The 18,681-nt window shown below is 72.3% G+C and carries 10 protein-coding genes and 1 tRNA gene; 10 read left to right on the top strand and 1 reads right to left on the bottom strand.

Features of this window, described 5'->3' with window-relative positions; genetic code table 11:
* The first annotated feature begins 83 nt into the window (after positions 1–83).
* From ACQKIP_RS01550 to ACQKIP_RS01505, 10 genes are all read left to right on the top strand, one after another.
* The gene (locus ACQKIP_RS01550; RefSeq protein WP_361190972.1) at positions 84–281 is read left to right on the top strand and encodes a hypothetical protein; all 198 of its coding nucleotides are present in this window, start codon (positions 84–86) and stop codon (positions 279–281) included.
* Between the two features lie 276 nt (positions 282–557).
* Entirely contained in the window at positions 558–3,389 is a 2,832-nt protein-coding gene (gene topA, locus ACQKIP_RS01545) for a type I DNA topoisomerase (RefSeq protein WP_365858927.1), read from the top strand.
* Positions 3,390–3,499: 110 nt separating this feature from the next.
* Positions 3,500–6,718, top strand: a complete 3,219-nt coding sequence (tmk, locus tag ACQKIP_RS01540; protein WP_365858925.1) for a dTMP kinase — start codon at positions 3,500–3,502, stop codon at positions 6,716–6,718.
* A 102-nt stretch (positions 6,719–6,820) separates the two neighbouring features.
* Positions 6,821–8,026 carry a DNA polymerase III subunit delta' gene (locus ACQKIP_RS01535; protein ID WP_365858923.1) on the top strand — a complete coding sequence of 402 codons (1,206 nt, stop codon included), beginning with the start codon at positions 6,821–6,823 and terminating at the stop codon, positions 8,024–8,026.
* 107 nt (positions 8,027–8,133) lie between these two features.
* Entirely contained in the window at positions 8,134–9,693 is a 1,560-nt protein-coding gene (locus ACQKIP_RS01530) for an alpha/beta hydrolase (protein ID WP_365858921.1), read from the top strand.
* Positions 9,694–9,794: 101 nt separating this feature from the next.
* Positions 9,795–9,868, top strand: a tRNA-Thr gene (locus ACQKIP_RS01525).
* 99 nt (positions 9,869–9,967) lie between these two features.
* Positions 9,968–10,363, top strand: a complete 396-nt coding sequence (locus ACQKIP_RS01520; protein ID WP_365858919.1) for a hypothetical protein — start codon at positions 9,968–9,970, stop codon at positions 10,361–10,363.
* Positions 10,364–10,448: 85 nt separating this feature from the next.
* Positions 10,449–11,246 (top strand): response regulator transcription factor, encoded by a 798-nt coding sequence (locus tag ACQKIP_RS01515; RefSeq protein ID WP_365858917.1) that lies wholly within the window; start codon positions 10,449–10,451, stop codon positions 11,244–11,246.
* Positions 11,236–13,335 carry a sensor histidine kinase gene (locus ACQKIP_RS01510; protein WP_365858915.1) on the top strand — a complete coding sequence of 700 codons (2,100 nt, stop codon included), beginning with the start codon at positions 11,236–11,238 and terminating at the stop codon, positions 13,333–13,335. Before ACQKIP_RS01515 ends, ACQKIP_RS01510 begins: the two co-directional genes overlap by 11 nt.
* A gap of 525 nt (positions 13,336–13,860) precedes the next feature.
* Positions 13,861–17,055: an AfsR/SARP family transcriptional regulator gene (locus ACQKIP_RS01505; RefSeq protein ID WP_365858913.1), complete on the top strand. Its 3,195-nt coding sequence runs from the start codon at positions 13,861–13,863 to the stop codon at positions 17,053–17,055.
* A 74-nt stretch (positions 17,056–17,129) separates the two neighbouring features.
* On the opposite strand, the gene ACQKIP_RS01500 is transcribed toward ACQKIP_RS01505, so the two are convergent.
* Positions 17,130–18,681, bottom strand: a 1,552-nt coding sequence (locus ACQKIP_RS01500; RefSeq protein ID WP_427741882.1) for a bifunctional 3'-5' exonuclease/DNA polymerase, incomplete at its 5' end; no start/stop codon positions are given.

The raw sequence follows: 18,681 nt of genomic DNA, 5'->3' as shown, positions 1-18,681 counted from the left end.
GTCCGTTCACCCGCGGTTCGCGCCCCGGCTTCCCGGACGTGTCAGTTTCCCAACCCGGGAACTCAGTACGGGGAGGCAATGACATGGAGAGCGGACCGGCAATCTTCGCGGGCACCGTATTCGCGCTGTTCGGAGCGGGACTGCTGCTGTGGACCGGGGCACGCGTGGCACACCGCGCGCCCGTCGCCGAGGGTGTGAGCCCTGTCGCATCCGCGACGCTCGCCGCGCTCGCGGGATCGGCCGCACTGGTGCTCGGAGTGTGGTGTTTCACTCGCATGTGACCGAAAAGCGGTCGGTGGCCGCGGCGCGATACGGGCCGTAGGCCCGGCGCCCGGGGTGAAGGGGGTGGTGAACCCCGTGGTGAAGGGGCGGGTCGCCACTCCGGGCGGCAGGAATGGCGGTAGTCGGGTTACCGTTCGAGTGGCCGTTGCGGGCTTTTCCCGTTTGACACGGGGGCGGGATGTACCGTCACACTCCGCAGCGTCAGCGCAACGCAAGCGCACCGAGCGAGGCCACGCACCACGGCCACCGAGTACCGACCGGAGAGAAGAGCGAAGTTGTCCCCGACCAGCGAGACCGCAAAGGGCGGCCGCCGACTCGTCATCGTCGAGTCGCCTGCCAAGGCGAAGACGATCAAGGGTTACCTCGGCCCCGGCTACGTAGTCGAGGCAAGCGTCGGGCACATCCGCGACCTCCCGAACGGCGCCGCGGAGGTCCCCGACAAGTACACCGGCGAGGTGCGCCGCCTCGGCGTGGACGTCGAGAACGACTTCGAGCCCATCTATGTCGTCAACTCCGACAAGAAGGCGCAGGTCAAGAAGCTCAAAGACCTGCTGAAGGACTCCGACGAACTCTTCCTCGCCACCGATGAGGACCGCGAGGGCGAAGCCATCGCGTGGCACCTCCTCGAGGTCCTGAAGCCCAAGGTCCCGGTCAAGCGCATGGTGTTCCACGAGATCACCAAGGCCGCGATCCAGGGCGCCGTCGCCAACCCGCGCGAGCTCAACAAGCGCATGGTCGACGCCCAGGAGACCCGCCGCATCCTCGACCGCCTGTACGGCTACGAGGTCTCGCCGGTCCTGTGGAAGAAGGTCATGCCGCGCCTGTCGGCGGGCCGTGTCCAGTCCGTGGCGACCCGTCTCGTCGTCGAGCGGGAGCGCGAGCGCATCGCCTTCCGCTCCGCCGAGTACTGGGACCTGACGGGCACCTTCGGCACCGGCCGCACCGGCGACGCGTCCGACCCCTCGCAGCTGGTCGCGCGCCTCACCACGGTCGACGGCAAGCGCATCGCGCAGGGCCGTGACTTCAACTCGGTCGGACAGCTCAAGTCCGACACCCTGCACCTGGACGAGGCCAACGCCAGGGCGCTCGCCGCGGCCCTGGAGAACACCCGCTTCGCGGTCCGCTCCGTCGAGTCCAAGCCCTACCGCCGCTCGCCGTACGCCCCTTTCCGTACGACGACGATGCAGCAGGAGGCCAGCCGCAAGCTCGGCTTCGGCGCGAAGGCCACCATGCAGGTGGCCCAGAAGCTGTACGAGAACGGCTTCATCACCTACATGCGTACGGACTCCACGACGCTGTCCGACACGGCGGTCACCGCCGCCCGCGCGCAGGTCACGCAGCTGTACGGTAGCGACTACCTGCCGGACAAGCCCCGTACGTACGCCGGCAAGGTCAAGAACGCGCAGGAGGCGCACGAGGCGATCCGCCCCTCGGGTGATCGTTTCCGCACGCCCGCCGAGACCGGCCTGACCGGCGACCAGTTCCGCCTCTACGAACTGATCTGGAAGCGGACCGTCGCCTCCCAGATGAAGGACGCGACCGGAAACTCCGTCACGGTCAAGATCGGCGGCACCGCCGCGGACGGCCGCGACGCCGAGTTCAGCGCGTCCGGCAAGACCATCACCTTCCACGGCTTCATGAAGGCCTACGTAGAGGGCGCAGACGACCCGAACGCCGAGCTCGACGACCGTGAGCGCAGGCTCCCGCAGGTCAGCGAGGGCGACGCGCTCACCGCCGACGAGCTCACGGTGGACGGCCACGCGACCAAGCCGCCGGCCCGCTACACCGAGGCCTCGCTGGTCAAGGAGCTCGAAGAGCGCGAGATCGGCCGCCCGTCGACGTACGCGTCGATCCTCGGCACGATCCTCGACCGCGGTTACGTATTCAAGAAGGGCACGGCCCTCGTGCCGTCCTTCCTGTCGTTCGCCGTGGTCAACCTCCTGGAGACGCACTTCGGGCGGCTCGTCGACTACGACTTCACCGCACGCATGGAGGACGACCTCGACCGCATCGCGCGGGGCGAGGCGCAGGCCGTGCCGTGGCTGAAGCGCTTCTACTTCGGCGAGGGCGAGGACGCGGGGTCCGCCGCGAGCGCCGGCAACGGCGACGGCGACCACCTGGGCGGGCTCAAGGAGCTGGTGACCGACCTCGGCGCGATCGACGCCAGGGAGATCTCCTCCTTCCCGGTCGGCGACGGCATCCTGCTGCGCGTCGGCCGCTACGGCCCGTACATCGAGCGCGGCGAGAAGGACGCGGAGGGCCACCAGCGCGCCGACGTGCCCGACGACCTGCCGCCGGACGAGCTGACCGTCGAGTACGCCGAGGAGCTGCTCGCCAAGCCGAGCGGTGACTTCGCGCTCGGCACCGACCCGACGTCGGGCCACGAGATCATCGCCAAGGACGGCCGCTACGGCCCGTACGTCACCGAGGTGCTCCCCGAGGGCACCCCGAAGACCGGCAAGAACGCGGTCAAGCCGCGCACGGCCTCGCTCTTCAAGTCCATGTCGCTCGACACGGTGACGCTTGAGGACGCCCTGAAGCTGATGTCCCTGCCGCGCGTCGTCGGGACGGACGCCGAAGGCGTGGAGATCACCGCGCAGAACGGCCGCTACGGCCCGTATCTGAAGAAGGGCACAGACTCTCGGTCCATCGACACCGAGGAGCAGCTCTTCAGCATCACGCAGGAAGAGGCCCTGGAGATCTACTCCAAGCCGAAGCAGCGCGGGCGGGCCGCCGCCAAGCCGCCGCTGAAGGAGCTCGGCGAGGACCCGGTCAGCGGTAAGCCCGTCGTCGTCAAGGACGGCCGCTTCGGGGCGTACGTCACGGACGGCGAGACGAACGCGACGCTGCGGGCCGCCGACAGCGTCGAGGACATCACCGCCGAGCGGGGCTACGAACTGCTCGCCGAGAAGCGCGCCAAGGGACCGGCCAAGAAGACCGCCAAGAAGGCGGCGAAGAAGGCCCCCGCGAAGAAGACCGCCGCAAAGAAGACGGCGGCCAAGAAAACGGCCGCCAAGAAGACGACGGCCGCGAAGAAGACCACTACGAAGACGGCCGCCGCCAAGAAGACGGCTGCTTCGGCCGCCAAGGCGTCCGACTCCGAGTAGGCCGTCGCGTGCGGCGCCCTGTGCGGGTGTTGTGAACGTGTGAACTGAAGGGGCGTCCATTTGTTCGGGCGCCCCTTCGGTGTGTCCGGCCCTCCAGATAGGCTGGACGGATGACGCGTGCCGAGCAGCCAACGGTCGGAAACCCGGCCCCCGACGACGCCCTGGTCGCAGATTCCCGAGAGCGTGCTGTCCGCGCCTTGCTGCGCGTGCCCCAGCTGAAGCGCCTCTACGGCGCCCAGCTCGTGGGCGGTGTCGGCGATGCCCTCGCCCTCCTTGTCCTGGTGGTGCTCGCGCTGCAAGCGGCCATCGCCGAGGGGGCGTTCGGGGGCGGCTATCGAGGGGTGGCGTTCGCCGTCACCGCTGTCTTCGGGGCACGCGTCCTCGCGACGCTGCTCTTCGGGGCGGTGCTTCTGGGGCCGCTGAGTTCCATCACGTCACCGGACGGGCCCCTCGACCGGCGCTGGACGATGGTCGTCGCGGACGGCCTGCGGGCCGCGCTGCTGATCGTCGCGCCGCTGTGGATCGACTGGACCCCGGACAACGCGCTCGCGGTGCTGCTCGTGACCGCCTTCGTGATCGGTGTCGCCGAGCGCTTCTGGACCGTCTGCCGGGAGAGCGCGGCGCCCGCGCTGCTGCCCGCCCCGCCCCTGGAGGGCGCGACGGTACGGCCGCTGCCGGACCACATGGAAGCCCTGCGGCGCCTGTCGCTGCGTACGGGATTCCTGGCGCTGCCCCTCGCGGCCGCCGTGCTCGTCGCCGTCACGCTGGTCGGAAACCTCCTCGGCGCCGGGCTCGACTGGTTCGATCTGCACCAGGCGGGGCTCGCCTCGTTCGTCGCCGCGGGCCTCTTCGCCGCAGCGCTCTCGATCGTCTACTTCCTCGAACTTCCCGCCACGCAGACGCCACGCGCGCGTAGCCCGCTCGAAGGGCTGCGCAGGCCGCGCACCGGCAGCGGCGCCGACAAGGGCCGCACCGGCGCGATCCCGCTACTCGTCGCCGCCTGCGCCGCGATCGCCGGAGCCGTCGCCGCCGCCGTGGCCGTCGCCGTGCTGCACGCCAAGGACCTGGACGGCGGGCCCGTCACGTACGGCCTGATCGTTCTCGCGCTGACCGGCGGCACCGCCGTCGGCATCCGCACCGCGCCGTCCCTGCTGCCCACGCTCCCGCGCCGCCGGCTGCTCGCCCTCGCGATCGCCCTCACCGGCGTCGCGCTGCTCGCCGCGGGCCTCGTGCCCGACGTGACGACCGTGCTGCTGCTCCTGGTGCTCACCGGAGTGGCCGCGGGCATCGCCGCGCACACCGGGCACGCACTGCTCGACCAGGAGGTCGAGGACTACCGCAGGGCGCGCACGACGGAACACCTCCAGGCGGTCGTACGCCTCTTCGTCGCGGTCGGCGCGCTGGTGGCCCCCGTGGTCGCGGCGGCGATCGGCCCGCACCGCTTCGTCAACGGCAAGTTCGTGTTCGACCACGGAGGCGCCGCGTTCACGCTGATGCTGGTGGGCGCGCTGCTCCTGCCGGTGGCCGCACTGGTCCTCGCCAAGATCGACGACCGGCAGGGCGTGCCGCTGCGGCACGACCTGCGGGACGCGCTGCGCGGCGGCGACGACCCGAAGCAGGCGATCGCCTCCGCGGGCTTCTTCATCGCCCTGGAGGGCGGCGACGGCGCGGGCAAGTCGACGCAGGCCGAGGCGCTCGCCGAGTGGATCAGGGCCAAGGGCCACGAGGTCGTCGTGACGCGCGAGCCGGGCGCGACTCCGGTCGGCAAGCGGCTGCGGTCCATCCTGCTCGACGTGTCGTCCGCCGGTCTCTCGCACCGCGCCGAAGCACTCCTGTACGCCGCCGACCGCGCCGAGCACGTCGACACGGTCGTACGTCCGGCCCTCGAGCGGGGCGCGGTCGTCATCTCCGACCGGTACATCGACTCTTCCGTGGCGTACCAGGGCGCGGGGCGCGACCTGTCGTCGACCGAGATCGCCCGGATCTCCCGGTGGGCCACGGACGGTCTCGTGCCGCATCTGACGGTGCTGCTCGACGTGTCCCCGGAGGCCGCCCGCGAGCGGTTCACCGAGGCGCCCGACCGTCTTGAGTCGGAGCCCGCCGAGTTCCACACGCGCGTGCGGTCCGGTTTCCTCACGCTCGCCGCGGCCGACCCCGGTCGGTATCTGGTGGTCGACGCAGCCCAGGAGCCGGAGGCGGTCACGACCGTGGTCCGGCACCGGCTCGACCTGATGCTGCCGCTCTCCGAGGCCGAGGTGAAGGCGCAGGAGGAGGCCCGCAGGGCGGCCGAGGAAGAGGCCCGCCGCAAGGCCGAGGAAGAAGCGCGCCGCAAGGCCGAGGAGGAGCGGCTCGAGCGCGAGCGCCAGGAGCAGCTCGCCAAGCTCCGCGCCGAGGAGGAGGAGCGCAAGCGCCGTGAGCTGGAGGAGGCGCAGCGCCGCGAGGCCGAGCGCCAGGCCGAGGAGGCCAGGCAGCGCGCCGAGGAGGCCAAGCGCCGGGCCGAGGAGGAGCAGGCACGCCTGCTCGCCGAGGAGAAGGTGCGGGCGGCCGAGGAGGAGCGGCGCCGCCGCGAGGCGGAGGAAGAGGCGCGGCTGCGGGCCGAGGCCGAGGCGCGGCGCGTCGAGAAGCAGCGCAAGGCCGAGGAGGCGCTGCTGCGGGCCGAGGAGGCGCGGCGTCTTGCCGCGGCTTCGGCGGCTGCCGCGGCGGCGGCTTCGACCGCTACGTCGGCGGCCGCGTCGACTCCGGCGCCCAAGCCGACTCCGAAGCGGGATCCGAAGCAGGCCCCGAAGCAGGGGGCGAAGCCGGCGGCGGCTCCGTCCGATTCGCCTGCGGACGCGGTGCCGGACAACGAGACGACCGTGCCCACGCCCGTCGTGAATCCCGACGCGCTGCGGCCCGGCGCGGCTCCGGCTCGGCCGACTCCGGCTCAGTCTTCCGCCGCCGACGAGACCGCGGTGCTCCCGCAGGTACGGGACGCGTCGGGCTCGGAGGAGACCGAGGTCATCCCGCAGCCTCCCGTGCCGGGAGCCGCCGACGAGACGGCCGTCCTGCCCGCCGTGCAGGAGGACAAGGTGCCGCCGGGGTACTTCCGCGACGAGCGGCCCGCCTCCTCGTCCGGCGGCGGCAACGACCGCACCCGTGAGCTGCCCCAGGTCGACGAGCAGGGGCAGCCGCGGCAGCGGCCGCGCTCGGACTGGGCGGAGGAGACTCCGCTGGACGATCTGCCCACGCTGGCGGACGAGTTGCTCGGCTCGCGGGACGAAGACGGCGCCGACGAGGACGGCCGGGGGCGGAACGGACGGAACGGGCGGGGCGGACGGAACGGGCGCTGACCCCGGTGGCGTGAGCGTGGCCCGCGTTGTCAGTGGCGTGCTCCACAATGAATTCGACAGCGTGACGAGCGACGCGGGTGCGCAGGGCGGAGGCGGTGACCGATGACCGTATGGGACGACCTGGTGGGCCAGGAGCGGGTGAGCGAGCAGCTCGGTGCCGCCGCCCGGGACGCCGACGCCCTGGTCACCGCCGTGGCCACGGGCGCCCCGCAGCCCGAGGCGTCGAAGATGACGCATGCCTGGCTGTTCACCGGACCGCCCGGCTCCGGCCGGGCGACCGCCGCCCGTGCCTTCGCCGCCGCGCTCCAGTGCACCAGCCCGGACCGCGCGCTCGGCGGCGCCCCCGGCTGCGGATTCTGCGACGGTTGCCACACGAGCCTGGTCGGCACGCACGCCGATGTCGAAGTGGTGCGTACGGACCTGCTGTCCATCGGCGTCAAGGAGACCCGTGAGCTGGTCAGGCGGGCGCAGATGTCTCCCGCGGGCGGGCGCTGGCAGGTCATCGTCCTGGAGGACGCCGACCGCCTCACCGAGGGCGCGGGCAACGTCCTCCTGAAAGCCGTGGAAGAGCCCGCCCCGCGCACCGTATGGCTGCTCTGCGCGCCCTCCCTCGAAGACGTGCTGCCCACGATCCGCTCCCGCTGCCGCCATCTGACGCTGCGTACGCCTCCGGTGGACGCCGTCGCGGACGTCCTCGTCCGCCGTGACGGCATCGAGCCGGACATCGCCGCTGCCGCCGCGCGCGCCACCCAGGGCCACATCGGCCGTGCCCGCCGCCTCGCGACCGACCCGAAGGCCCGCGAGCGCCGTGCCGCCGTGCTCAAGCTGCCCCTGCGCGTGGAGGACGTCGGCGGCTGTCTCCGGGCCGCGCAGGAGCTGATCGACACGGCGGGGGACGACGCGAAGCAGCTCGCCGAGGAGGTCGACGTCAAGGAGACGGACGACCTGAAGGCGGCGCTCGGCGCGGAGAAGGGCGGCCGGATGCCGCGCGGCACGGCGGGCGTCATGAAGGAGCTGGAGGACCGCCAGAAGCGCCGCAGGACCCGTACCCAGCGCGACAGTCTCGACCTCGCGCTCATCGAGCTCACCGGTGTCTACCGCGACGTGCTCACCCTCCAGCTGGGCTCGCGCGTGGCGCTTGCCAACACGGAGGTGCTCGACATGCTGGAGCGCCTGGCGCGCGGCACATCGCCCGAGTCGACGCTGCGCCGCATCGAGGCGATCGGCGCCTGCCGCACCGCGCTGGACCGCAATGTGGCGCCGCTGCTGGCGGTGGAGGCGATGACGATGGCGCTGCGAGCGGGCTAGGGGGCCGGGACCCGGGTCGTGGCCTCGCGGCCGCCCTCAGGGTTGACGCGGTCACCCATAAGTGCACTATGCGTCACTGATCCGATGCGTACCGTTAGTCTCGTTTGATGCGCATCAGAGGACTCCGCACCCCCGCGACCGCGTTCCTGGCCGCGTCCATGGCCGCCGGGCTGCTCGTCTCCGGCTGCTCGGCCGGGGGCTCGACGGCGGACGCGTCCATGGCGGCGCTGCCGCGCGCCACCCCCAAGGAGCTGTCCCCGTACTACGGACAGAAGCTGAACTGGCGCGAGTGCGGCGTCCCCGGCTTCGAGTGCTCCACGATGAAGGCGCCGCTGGACTACGAAAAGCCGGACGGCCCGGCCATCAAGCTCGCGGTCTCCCGGAAGAAGGCCACCGGGCCCGGCAAGCGCCTGGGCTCGCTCCTGGTCAACCCGGGCGGCCCCGGCGGCTCGGCGATCGGCTACCTCCAGACGTACGCGGCCCTCGGCTACCCCGAAGCGGTGCGCGCCCAGTACGACATGGTCGCGGTCGACCCGCGCGGCGTGGCCCGCAGCGAGCCCGTCACCTGCCTCGACGGCAAGCAGATGGACGCCTACACACAGACGGACGTCACGCCGGACGACAAGCGCGAGGTCACCGCCCTCTCGGACTCCTTCGAGAAGTTCGCGGCAGGCTGCGAGAAGCGCTCCGGCAAGGTGCTGCCGCATGTCTCCACGGTCGAGGCGGCCCGCGACATGGACGTCCTGCGCTCGGCACTCGGCGACAAGAAGCTGACCTACGTGGGCGCTTCGTACGGCACGTTCCTCGGGGCGACGTACGCCGGGCTCTACCCCGACCGCGTGGGCCGCCTCGTCCTGGACGGCGCGATGGACCCGTCGCTGCCGGCGCGCCGCATGAACCGCGACCAGACGGCGGGCTTCGAGACAGCGTTCCAGTCGTTCGCGAAGGATTGCGTGAGCAAGCCGGACTGCCCCCTGGGCACGCAGAGCGAGGAGGACGCGGGCAAGCGCCTCAAGTCGTTCTTCGGCGACCTGGACCGTACGCCGATCCCGGCCGGCGACTCCGACGGCCGCAAGCTCGGCGAGGCGCTCGCCACGACGGGCGTGATCGCCGCGATGTACGACGAGGCGGCCTGGCCCCAGCTGCGCACGGCGCTGACCGCCGCGATGAAGGACAAGGACGGCGCGGGCCTCCTCGCCCTCTCGGACAGCTACTACGAGCGTGAGGGCGACGGCTCGTACGCGAACCTCATGTTCGCCAACGCCGCCGTGAACTGCCTGGACCTGCCCCCGGCCTTCGAGTCGGCGGCCGACGCCAAGAAGTCGGTCCCGGACTTCGAGAAGGCCTCGCCGCTCTTCGGCGAGGGCCTGGCCTGGGCCTCGCTGAACTGCACGTACTGGCCGGTGAAGGCGACGGGGAAGCCGCACCGCATCACCGCGGACGGCGCGGCCCCCATCGTGGTGGTCGGCACGACGCGCGACCCGGCCACCCCCTACCGCTGGGCCGAGTCCCTGGCCGACCAGCTCTCCTCCGGCAAGCTGCTCACCTACGAGGGGGACGGCCACACGGCGTACGGGCGCGGCAGCGACTGCGTGGACTCGGCGATCAACGCGTACTTGCTGGAAGGCAAGGCCCCGGACGACGGAAAGCGCTGCTCACAGGGGTGACGCGGGCGCCGGAGGGCCGCAGACCGGGGGTGTACGGAGCACCCCCGGAAACTGTGTAGACTTGGCGTCGCTGCTGATCGCACCATAGGTGCGGGACGCGTGCCGCCTTAGCTCAGATGGCCAGAGCAACGCACTCGTAATGCGTAGGTCTCGGGTTCGAATCCCGAAGGCGGCTCTGCTGAAGCCCCAGGACTCACTCGCCGTGACCTGGGGCTTTTGCTTTGGCGGTTGAGGTCCCTCTGGGGTGGGTGAGGGGGGATGCGAGGATGCCGTGATGAGTGGAGATGCAGAGTCGTATGTTCGCTTCCAGTCGTCCACGCGTCATCAACGCGGCCATTTCACCGGGGTGTTCGGGCTGGTGAACGGGCTTGCCCGGGAGGGGAAGCTCACCGCCGAGCAGGAGCTGTTCCGGCGTACCAACAACGATTGGTACGACAACGCCTACCCGGACCCCTCGACCGTCGACCCCGCTGTCTACGACCACCAGGTCAACCCGTGCGCCGTGGCCTGGTTCAAGGTGACCGCCACTCATCTCATCGAGCGCGTGCCCGGGTATCTGGAGATTCTGGAGGCGCATGGCGTCGAGTGCCGGACCGTGCGGTCGTCGGATCCGGGGCGGGTTGTCTATGAAGATGAGTTTCAGGTGGTGGTCGTGCCGCACGAGGCCTAGGTGGGCTGCCGGGACTTATGAGGATCCTGTTAGGCCGCTATACGGATTCCGTCAGCGGTCGGCCGGGCCGCTTATGCTCAGCGCCATGTGCGCATTTGTCCTGGTCGCGGAGGACGACGAGAAGCAGGCCGAGCTGGTCCGCCGCTATCTGGAACACGAAGGCCACACGGTCGCCGTCGTCCACGACGGCCGCGCCGCACTCGACGAGGTGCGGCGCAGGCCGCCGGACCTGCTCGTGCTCGACGTGATGATGCCGCGGGTCGACGGGCTCGGCGTCACGCGCGTCCTGCGGGGCGGGAGCGAGGGCGAAGCCGGGATTCCGATTCTGATGCTCACCGCCCGGACGACCGAAGACGATCTGCTGCTCGGCCTTGATCTCGGAGCCGACGACTATTTGACCAAGCCGTACAGTCCGCGCGAGCTCATGGCCCGCGTCCGTACGCTGCTGCGGCGTGCCCGCGGCACGCATCATCCGGTCGTCGAGAGCGCCGACGCCGTGCCGCTCGTCTTGCGGGCGGGCGGGCTCGCCGTTGATCCGGTGCGGCACGAGGTGACCGTCGACGGGCGGCTCGTCGAGTGCACGCCGGGGGAGTTCGAGCTGCTCGCGGCCCTCGCCGCGGAGCCCGAGCGGGTGTTCACGCGGCCCCAGCTGCTTGATCGTATCCACGGGTCGTCGGGGTACATATCCGTGCGCACCGTCGACGTACACGTACTCAATCTGCGCAAGAAGATCGAAGAAGATCCGCGCAGGCCGCGCCATCTCGTGACGGTCTTCGGCGTCGGGTACAAGCTCACGGGTGCGGCGTTCGGCGCGGCCGTGGGGGCCGCCGCGGGGCCGGCCGCAGAGCCGGCCGTGGGAGCGGCGGCGCGGCGTGGCGCGTGACATACCGTTCCGCAAGAGCCTGCTGACCCGGCTGCTCGCCGTCTCCGTGCTCGTCTCCGTGGTCTCGATCGCCGCCACCGCCTGGCTCGCCGCGCAGACGACGTCCGGCGCGATCCGGCAGGAGCAGGGGCAGGTCCTCGCCGACGACGCGCGGGTCTACGACGAACTGCTCGGCCTCGCGGCGGCCTCGCCCGGCTGGCGGGACGCCCGCAAGACCGTGCGGGAGCTGGCCAAGCAGACCGGGCGGCGCATCGCCCTGACCACGCAGGACCGTGTCGTCATCGCCGACTCCCGCAGCGGGGCCGGCAAGGGCGCTGCCGGTGCCGAGCTGCCGTCCAAGGCATCGGCCGTCGTCGATCCGCTCGCCGTCGACGGGGCGCTGACCGCCGGAGGCGGGCGCACGGACGCGGAGAGCGGGGGACAGGACCGCATCGATCCGCGCGCGGTCGGGCCCTTCCGGCTGCCGGGCACGGAGCGGAAACAGCTGGCGAAGGTGGCCGCGAGCGTCGTGGCCTGCATGCACGACCTCGGGGTCTCCGCCCGCGCCGTCCAGGGAGCCAGCGGCCGGCCGCGCGTCGAGGCCCCCAACGACCCGTCCGAGATCCTCGACTCCAGCTGCCGCAATTACGAGCTCGACATGCCCACCCGTACGGAGAGCAAGGCGCTGCAACGGCTCAACGAGCTCACCAACGCCTGCCTGCGGCGCGGGGACGCGCCGCCCGTCAAGATCGGGCTCGACCTGACGTGGTGGCAGTCGGTGGGGGTGTTCGACCGCAGGTCCGGGCGCTACATCCCCACCGAGACGGGAAAGCCGGAGGCGGTGGCAGGCGGTCAGAGCGGCGCCGTTCCCGCGGTTCCCGGCGACTCCGCCAAGAGGCTGAAGCCCGCGCCCACCAGTACCCCGTCGGACACGCCCTCGGGCACGCCCGCGGACACGCCTTCGGCTACCCCCTCGGAATCCGAGGCCCCCGTCGAACCGTCCGGCGGCGTCATCCGCATCGGCAACGAGTACGACACCAAGACCGCCGCCTGCGTCGCAAGCGCACGGCGCGAGCAGCTCGGGGCGTACGTGTCCGCGCCCGCGCTCCTCTTTGTCACCAGCTCCGACGGTTCGCGCGCCGCGGCGGCCCGCGCGGACGAGAACCGGGGGTTCAGCCTCTCCGCGGCCAACACCACGCGGCTCGCGGGCTTCTCGGCGGGCATCCTCGCGGTGACGGTCGCCGTGACCGCCTTCGCCGCGACCCGGCTGACCAGGCCTCTGCGGGCGCTGACCGCCGCCACCCAGCGGATGAAGACGGGCGGGCCGACCGAGCCCGTCACGGCGCGCTCGGCGGGATCGGCGGGGGAGATCCGCCAGCTCGCCGACGCCTTCAACGACATGGCCGCACACCGCAAGGCCCTCGAGGAGCAGCGCCAGGCCATGGTGAGCGACGTCGCGCACGAACTGCGTACGCCGCTCTCCAATATCCGCGGCTGGCTCGAAGCGGCCGAGGACGGCGTGGTCGCCACCGATCCGGAGCTCGTCACCTCGCTCCTCGAAGAGGCGGTGTTGCTCCAGCACATCGTCAACGACCTCCAGGATCTCGCCGCCGCCGACGCCGGTACGCTGCGGCTGCACCGCGAGCCCGTGCACGCGTCCGACGTCGTGGACCAGGTCGCCGCGGCGCACCAGGCGGGGGCCGAGGCGGCGGGCGTACGGCTGAGCGCGACAACGCTCGGCGATCCCTGCTTCACCGCCGATCCGCTGCGGCTCCGGCAGGCCATCGGCAACCTCGTCTCCAACGCGATCCGGCACACCCCGCAGGGCGGCAGCGTCACGATCAGCTGCCGGGCCACGCTCGACGCCGTGGTGGTGGAGGTGGCCGACACCGGCAGCGGCATCACGGCCGCCGACCTGCCGCACGTCTTCGATCGCTTCTGGCGCGCGGACAAGTCCCGTACGCGGGCGACCGGCGGCAGCGGGCTCGGCCTCGCGATCGTCCGGCAGCTGGTGGAGGGGCACGGCGGGACGGTGACGGCGCGGAGCACGCCGGGGGAAGGGGCGGTGTTCACGGTGCGGGTGCCGTCGGGCGAGGGTGAGGGTGGGTAGGAGGGGTGAAACCGGTAGTGGGGCATGCCGGAGGGTTGAAAGGCGTCGCCCGCAGGTGTTACCGATGGGGTTGCCGTGGGATACCGCCGCGGTACGTCGCCGAGGGCAGGTCCAGGCAGGTCCAGGCAGGTCCAGGCAGGCCAAGGCAGGCCAGGCCCGCACGGAGCGGCTTCGTCGGCGTGAGCGAATGGTGGGCGATCGGTGAGCACCTGGTGCCGGAATCCGGAAGCGGGTGCATGTCGCCGGGGATCGTGTGCCGGTGTGTCCCGCGCGGTTGCGGCGGGCGGCGCGCGTACTAGGTGACCCGTACGCGAGGACCCCGATTCCGCGAGCACCCCAACTTCCCCACCCCGTAAGGAAGTTGAGGATGCTGCGCAGAAACTGAGCGGGCCCGGCCGCAACGGTGACACTCCCCCGAGTTACGCGCTTGGCGCGAGTACCGGCGGGGCCGGGCCCGATGTAGAGATCCCATCAGGGGCCGCCAACCGATCGCTAACATGTGGCCAACAGTTGGCGGGAGATGGCGTGGACGTGCGGTGCGACGGGTTGCGGTTCGGCCTCCTGGGTGCGCCTGCCGTGTACGACGCCGACGGCGAGCCGCAGCCCGTACAGAGCGCCAAAGGGCGCGCCCTGCTGGCCGCGCTGCTGCTCGAACCGGGCAGGGTGGTCTCCGTCGACGCCCTCAAGGACGCACTGTGGGGCGGCGCACCGCCCGCATCCGCGCACGCCTCGCTCCAGAACCACGTCACGCGCCTGCGCCGGCTCCTGGACGATCCGGAGCGGCTGCGGGCGATCCCTCCGGGGTATCGGCTGCGGGTGGCCGACGGCGAGCTGGACGTACGGGTCTTCGAGCAGCTGGTGACGCAGGCCAGGGCCGCGCACGCGGAACGTGACTGGCGGCTCTGCGCGGACTCCGCGTCCGCCGCGCTCGGCCTGTGGCGCGGCACTCCGCTGGGCGGGCTGCCCGCCGACGCCGCCGGGCACGCGCTCGTACCGCGCCTTGAGGAGGCGCGGCTGCTCGCCCTCGAGCTGCGCTACGACGCGGAGCTCGCGATCGGGGCCGGTGGCGGCGGGCTCGTGCCGGAGCTGGCGGAACTGGTCGCCGAGTATCCCTTGCGGGAGGCGTTCCACCGGCAGTTGATGCTGGTGCTGCACCGTACGGGCCGCCAGGCAGAGGCCCTGGCCGTCCACCGCGAGCTGCGCCGCAGGCTGGTGGAGGAGCTGGGCGTGGAGCCCGGCCCCGCGGTACGGGAAGCGCATCGCGAGGTGCTTCAGGAGCCTGCGGGGGCGGCGTTGGCGGGACCCGGCGCGGGGGTGGGCGAAGCTTCCGGCGGCGCAGGTCCGGACGACGCGAACCCGGCGGTCCGGGGGGTCCGGGAGGTCCGGGATGTCCGGGAGGCCCTGGCGGTCCGGGAGACCCCGGCGGCCCGGGATGCCTCGGAGGTCCAGGATGCCCCGGCGGCCCGCACGCCCGATCACCCCGACGCCCCCGCCCCGGCAGACGCAGCCCCGGCCGAACCCACGACCGCCCCCGCACCCACCCCCACCCCCACATCCCCCTCCACCACCCGCCCCGCACAACTCCCCCCGTCCCCGCCCCACTTCACCGGCCGCGAAGACGTCATGCGCTCCCTGGCCCGGCTGCTGACCAGAGCGGAGCAGAACGACAGCGGTGTCGTACCGCCCGTCGCCGTGCTGTCCGGAATGGCCGGTGTGGGCAAGAGCGCGCTGGCCCTGCATGTGGCGCACCGCCTGCGGGAGCACTTCCCCGACGGGCAGCTGTACGTCAATCTGCGCGGGGCCACGCCGGGAATGGCGCCCCTCACCTCCGACCAGGCCCTCGCCGCCCTGCTCCGGGATCTCGGGGTCGAGTCGAGCCACAGCCCCGGCCATCCGGATGCCGCAGCCGCCTTGCTGCGCTCGCTGCTCGCGCCAACGCGGACCCTGCTCGTACTGGACGACGCGGCCACCGCGGCGCAGGTGCGCCCGCTGCTGCCCGGGGGACCCGGCTGTGCGGTCATCGTCACCAGCCGCTCTCCGCTCACCGCGCTCGACGGCGCGGGACGTTTCCCGCTGGAGCCGCTCTCGGAGGGGGACAGCATCGCCCTGCTGCGCGCCGTGTCCGGGCGTTCGGGGCTCGACGCGGGGCACCCCCTGGTCGAGCTCGCGGGGCGGCTGCCGCTCGCCCTGCGGATCATCGCGGCCCGCCTCGCCGCCCGCCGCGCTCTCACCCCTGACGCCCTCGCCGAGCTCCTCACCGTAAGCGGCGGGCGGCTGCATCACCTGGAGCACGACGACCTCAGCGTGCGGCGCTCGCTCGCCGTGGCCCTGGACGCGCTGCGCACATCGGAGCGCGAGTCCGACCGGGACGCCGCCGCGGCCCTCGCCGCGATCGGCGCGCTTGACCTCCCGGCGTACGGAGTCCCGCTCGTGGCCCGCCTCCTCGGGGTGGAGGAGTGGCGCGCGGGGGCCGCGCTCGACCGGCTCGTCGACGTCGCGCTGCTGGACGAGACGGCCTACGGCCGCTATGCCCCGCACGACCTCGTACGCGACTTCGCACGCGAGGCCGCCCACCAGGACGAGGCGGGCGCGGCGTACGTCGTGGATTCGGCGCTCCACTGGTACGCGGAGTCGGCGCGGCAGACCGTGGTGGCGATCATGCCCGCGGGCCTGGACCTCGACGACCGGATGATGGGCGTCGACGACCGGCTGCGGCCCCGGCACACCGCCGACGGCTCCCCGGTCCCCGCCGCGGCGCCGATGTCCTCCGACGACGCCTTCGCCTGGGGCGACACGGAACTCACCAACGTCATCGCTCTCGCCGACCGCCACGGCCGCGAATCCGTCCTGCTGCCCGTCCTCGTCCGCTGCTTCTTCTCCTACCTCAAGCGCCGTGGCCGGCTCGCCGAGGCCGACCTGCTCAACCGGCTCGCGGTGACCGCGGCCCGCCACTGGAGCGACACCGCGGCCGAGGCGCAGGCCCTCACCGACCTCGCGGGCCTCAACTACGTGTCGGGGCGCAGCAGCACCGCGCTCGCCCTGATCGACGAGGCCCTGGACCTGTGGCGCGAACTCGACCTCATGTCGTTCGTCCACCGCGCCGTACTCAACCGCAGCCTCCTCCTCGAAGCCCTAGGCCGCTACGAGGAGTCCATTGAGGCCCTGCGGCAGAGCCTGGAGCTGGCCAAGGCCCTGGGCGATCCGCTGAGCGAGGCGTTCGCGCTCAGCCACCTCGGCAGCATCTACGAGCACAGCGACGCGCACACCGCGCTCGACTACCACGAGCGCAGCCTGGCGCTCGGCGAGGCCCTCGGCCACGCCGGCGTCCGGCAGGAAGCCCACTGCGACATCGGCTGCGTCTACCTCCTCCTCGGCCGGCCCGACGTGGCGCTCACGCACTTCGAGGAGAGCCTGCGCATCCACGGCGTGGCCGAGGACTGGCACAACGAGTCCAAGGTGCGCCTCGGCATGGTCCGCGCACTGCGCGAGGTGTCGCGGCCGGGCGACGCGGCGCGCGAGTGCGCGGACCTCCTCGAGCGTGCGGAGCAGCGGGCCGACGCCCACATGGCGGGCCTGGCCCGCCACCAGCTCGGGCTCCTCCTGCACGCGCAGGGGCGCGCCGAAGAGGCGTACGAGCAGTGGCGGTCGGCGCTGGCGGCGCTGGACGGCACGGACAGCAGCGAGGTGGTCGGCGAGCTGAAGGGCTTGCTGGCGGGCTGAATCCACCGACGGCTGTACGGAGGAACAAATCCACCAACGGCTGTACGGAGGGCTGAACCGGTGTCGCCGCGGGGCTACTTCGCGTCCGCGTAGCACTCCACGACGGCGACGGTGAACGGAAAACGCACCGGCGTCTCGCCGAACGTGATGCGCCCCGCCAGGTCACCGGCGGCGCGGATGGCCGCAGCGACCGTCTCGGCCTCCTCCTGCGGGCAGTGCACGATGACTTCGTCGTGCTGGAAGAAGACGAGTTCGGCGCGGAGCCCGGCCGCGGCCATGGACTGGCGCAGGGCGGCCAGCATCAGCAGGGCCCAGTCGGCCGCGCTGCCCTGGACGACGAAGTTACGGGTGAAGCGGCCGCGGGCGCGGGTGTTGGTGGAGGCATAGCCCGGAGTGAACTCGCCGTCCCTGGAGGGGAGATCGGCCGGGTCCTCCTGCGGGATGCCCGCCTCGTCGAAATCCTCCGCCCCGGCCGCCGGGGGGCTCGTCCGGCCCAGCCAGGTCCGTACGAGCCGGCCTTCCTCGCCTGCCTTCGCGGCGTCGTCGACATACGCGACGGCGGCCGGGAATCTGCGGCGCAGTGCCGCCAGGTTCTTCAGGCCGTCGCCCGACGTCTGGCCGTACACCGCGCCGAGCAGGGCGATCTTGGCGTGGTCGCGGTCGCCGGAGAACGCGCGGTCCGAGAGGCGGGTGTACAGATCCTCGTGGCTCCCGGCGACCTCCATCAGGCCGCGGTCGCGAGAGATCGCGGCGAGGACCCGCGGCTCCATCTGATCGGCGTCGGCGACCACGAGCCGCCAGCCGGGGTCGGCGACCACCGCACGGCGAATGATCTTGGGGATCTGGAGCGCGCCGCCGCCGTTCGTCGTCCAGCGGCCGCTGACGGTGCCGCCCGGCGTGTACTCGGGACGGAAGCGGCCCTCGCGCACCCAGTCCTGGAGCCAGCTCCAGCCGTGCGCCGTCCAGATGCGATACAGCTTCTTGTACTCGATGAGGGGGCGGACGGCCGGGTGGTCGATCTCCGCCAGCTCCCACCGCCGGGTGGACTTGACCCGGATTCCGGCCTGCGCGAACGCCTTGATGACGTCGCTGGGCAGATCGGGGCGGACGCGGCGGCCGAAGGCGGCGGAGATCTCGTCGGCGAGCTCGGCGAGGCGGCGGGGCTCGGTCGCGCCCGCGTTCCTGCCGCCGCCCGCATACCGCTCGCCCAGGAGCTCGGTGAGCAGGGCGTGGTGGACGTCCGCGCGCCAGGGCAGGCCCGCCACGTTCATCTCGGCGGCCACCAGCATCCCCGCCGACTCGGCCGCCGTGAGCAACCGCATCCTGCCGGGGTGCTCGGCGGCGCCGTGTCTTCGCTGCTGGGCGGCATACACCTCCAGGAGCGCGTCGAAGGGGAGGGACGTCACGGGGGAGGGCTCGAAGAGGGAGTCCTGGGCGCCGGGGGCCGCGGCTCTGGGGGGAGGGTCGTCCGGCACGGGGGCGTTGTGCAGCCGGGCCCAGGCTGCCGCGGCCGAGCGGGGTTCGCCGAGGCGGCCCTCGTGACCGAGGAGGAGGAGCTCGGCGTCCTCGATGTCGTAGCACCTGTTCACCCGGACGCCCGCGGTGAGCAGTGCGGGGTAGATCTCG

Source organism: Streptomyces sp. NPDC059900 (assembly GCF_050270335.1).
In the GTDB taxonomy this organism is placed as follows: Bacteria; Actinomycetota; Actinomycetes; order Streptomycetales; family Streptomycetaceae; genus Streptomyces.
This window is presented reverse-complemented; position numbering and strand designations above follow the sequence as displayed.

What these genes read in the sequence shown, in the direction of transcription:
- ACQKIP_RS01515 (WP_365858917.1), top strand. Translation starts at nt 10,449, where the DNA reads ATGTGCGCATTTGTCCTGGTCGCGGAGGACGACGAGAAGCAGGCCGAG.
- ACQKIP_RS01530 (WP_365858921.1), top strand. Translation starts at nt 8,134, where the DNA reads ATGCGCATCAGAGGACTCCGCACCCCCGCGACCGCGTTCCTGGCCGCG.
- ACQKIP_RS01550 (WP_361190972.1), top strand. Translation starts at nt 84, where the DNA reads ATGGAGAGCGGACCGGCAATCTTCGCGGGCACCGTATTCGCGCTGTTC.
- ACQKIP_RS01520 (WP_365858919.1), top strand. Translation starts at nt 9,968, where the DNA reads ATGAGTGGAGATGCAGAGTCGTATGTTCGCTTCCAGTCGTCCACGCGT.
- tmk (WP_365858925.1), top strand. Translation starts at nt 3,500, where the DNA reads ATGACGCGTGCCGAGCAGCCAACGGTCGGAAACCCGGCCCCCGACGAC.
- ACQKIP_RS01535 (WP_365858923.1), top strand. Translation starts at nt 6,821, where the DNA reads ATGACCGTATGGGACGACCTGGTGGGCCAGGAGCGGGTGAGCGAGCAG.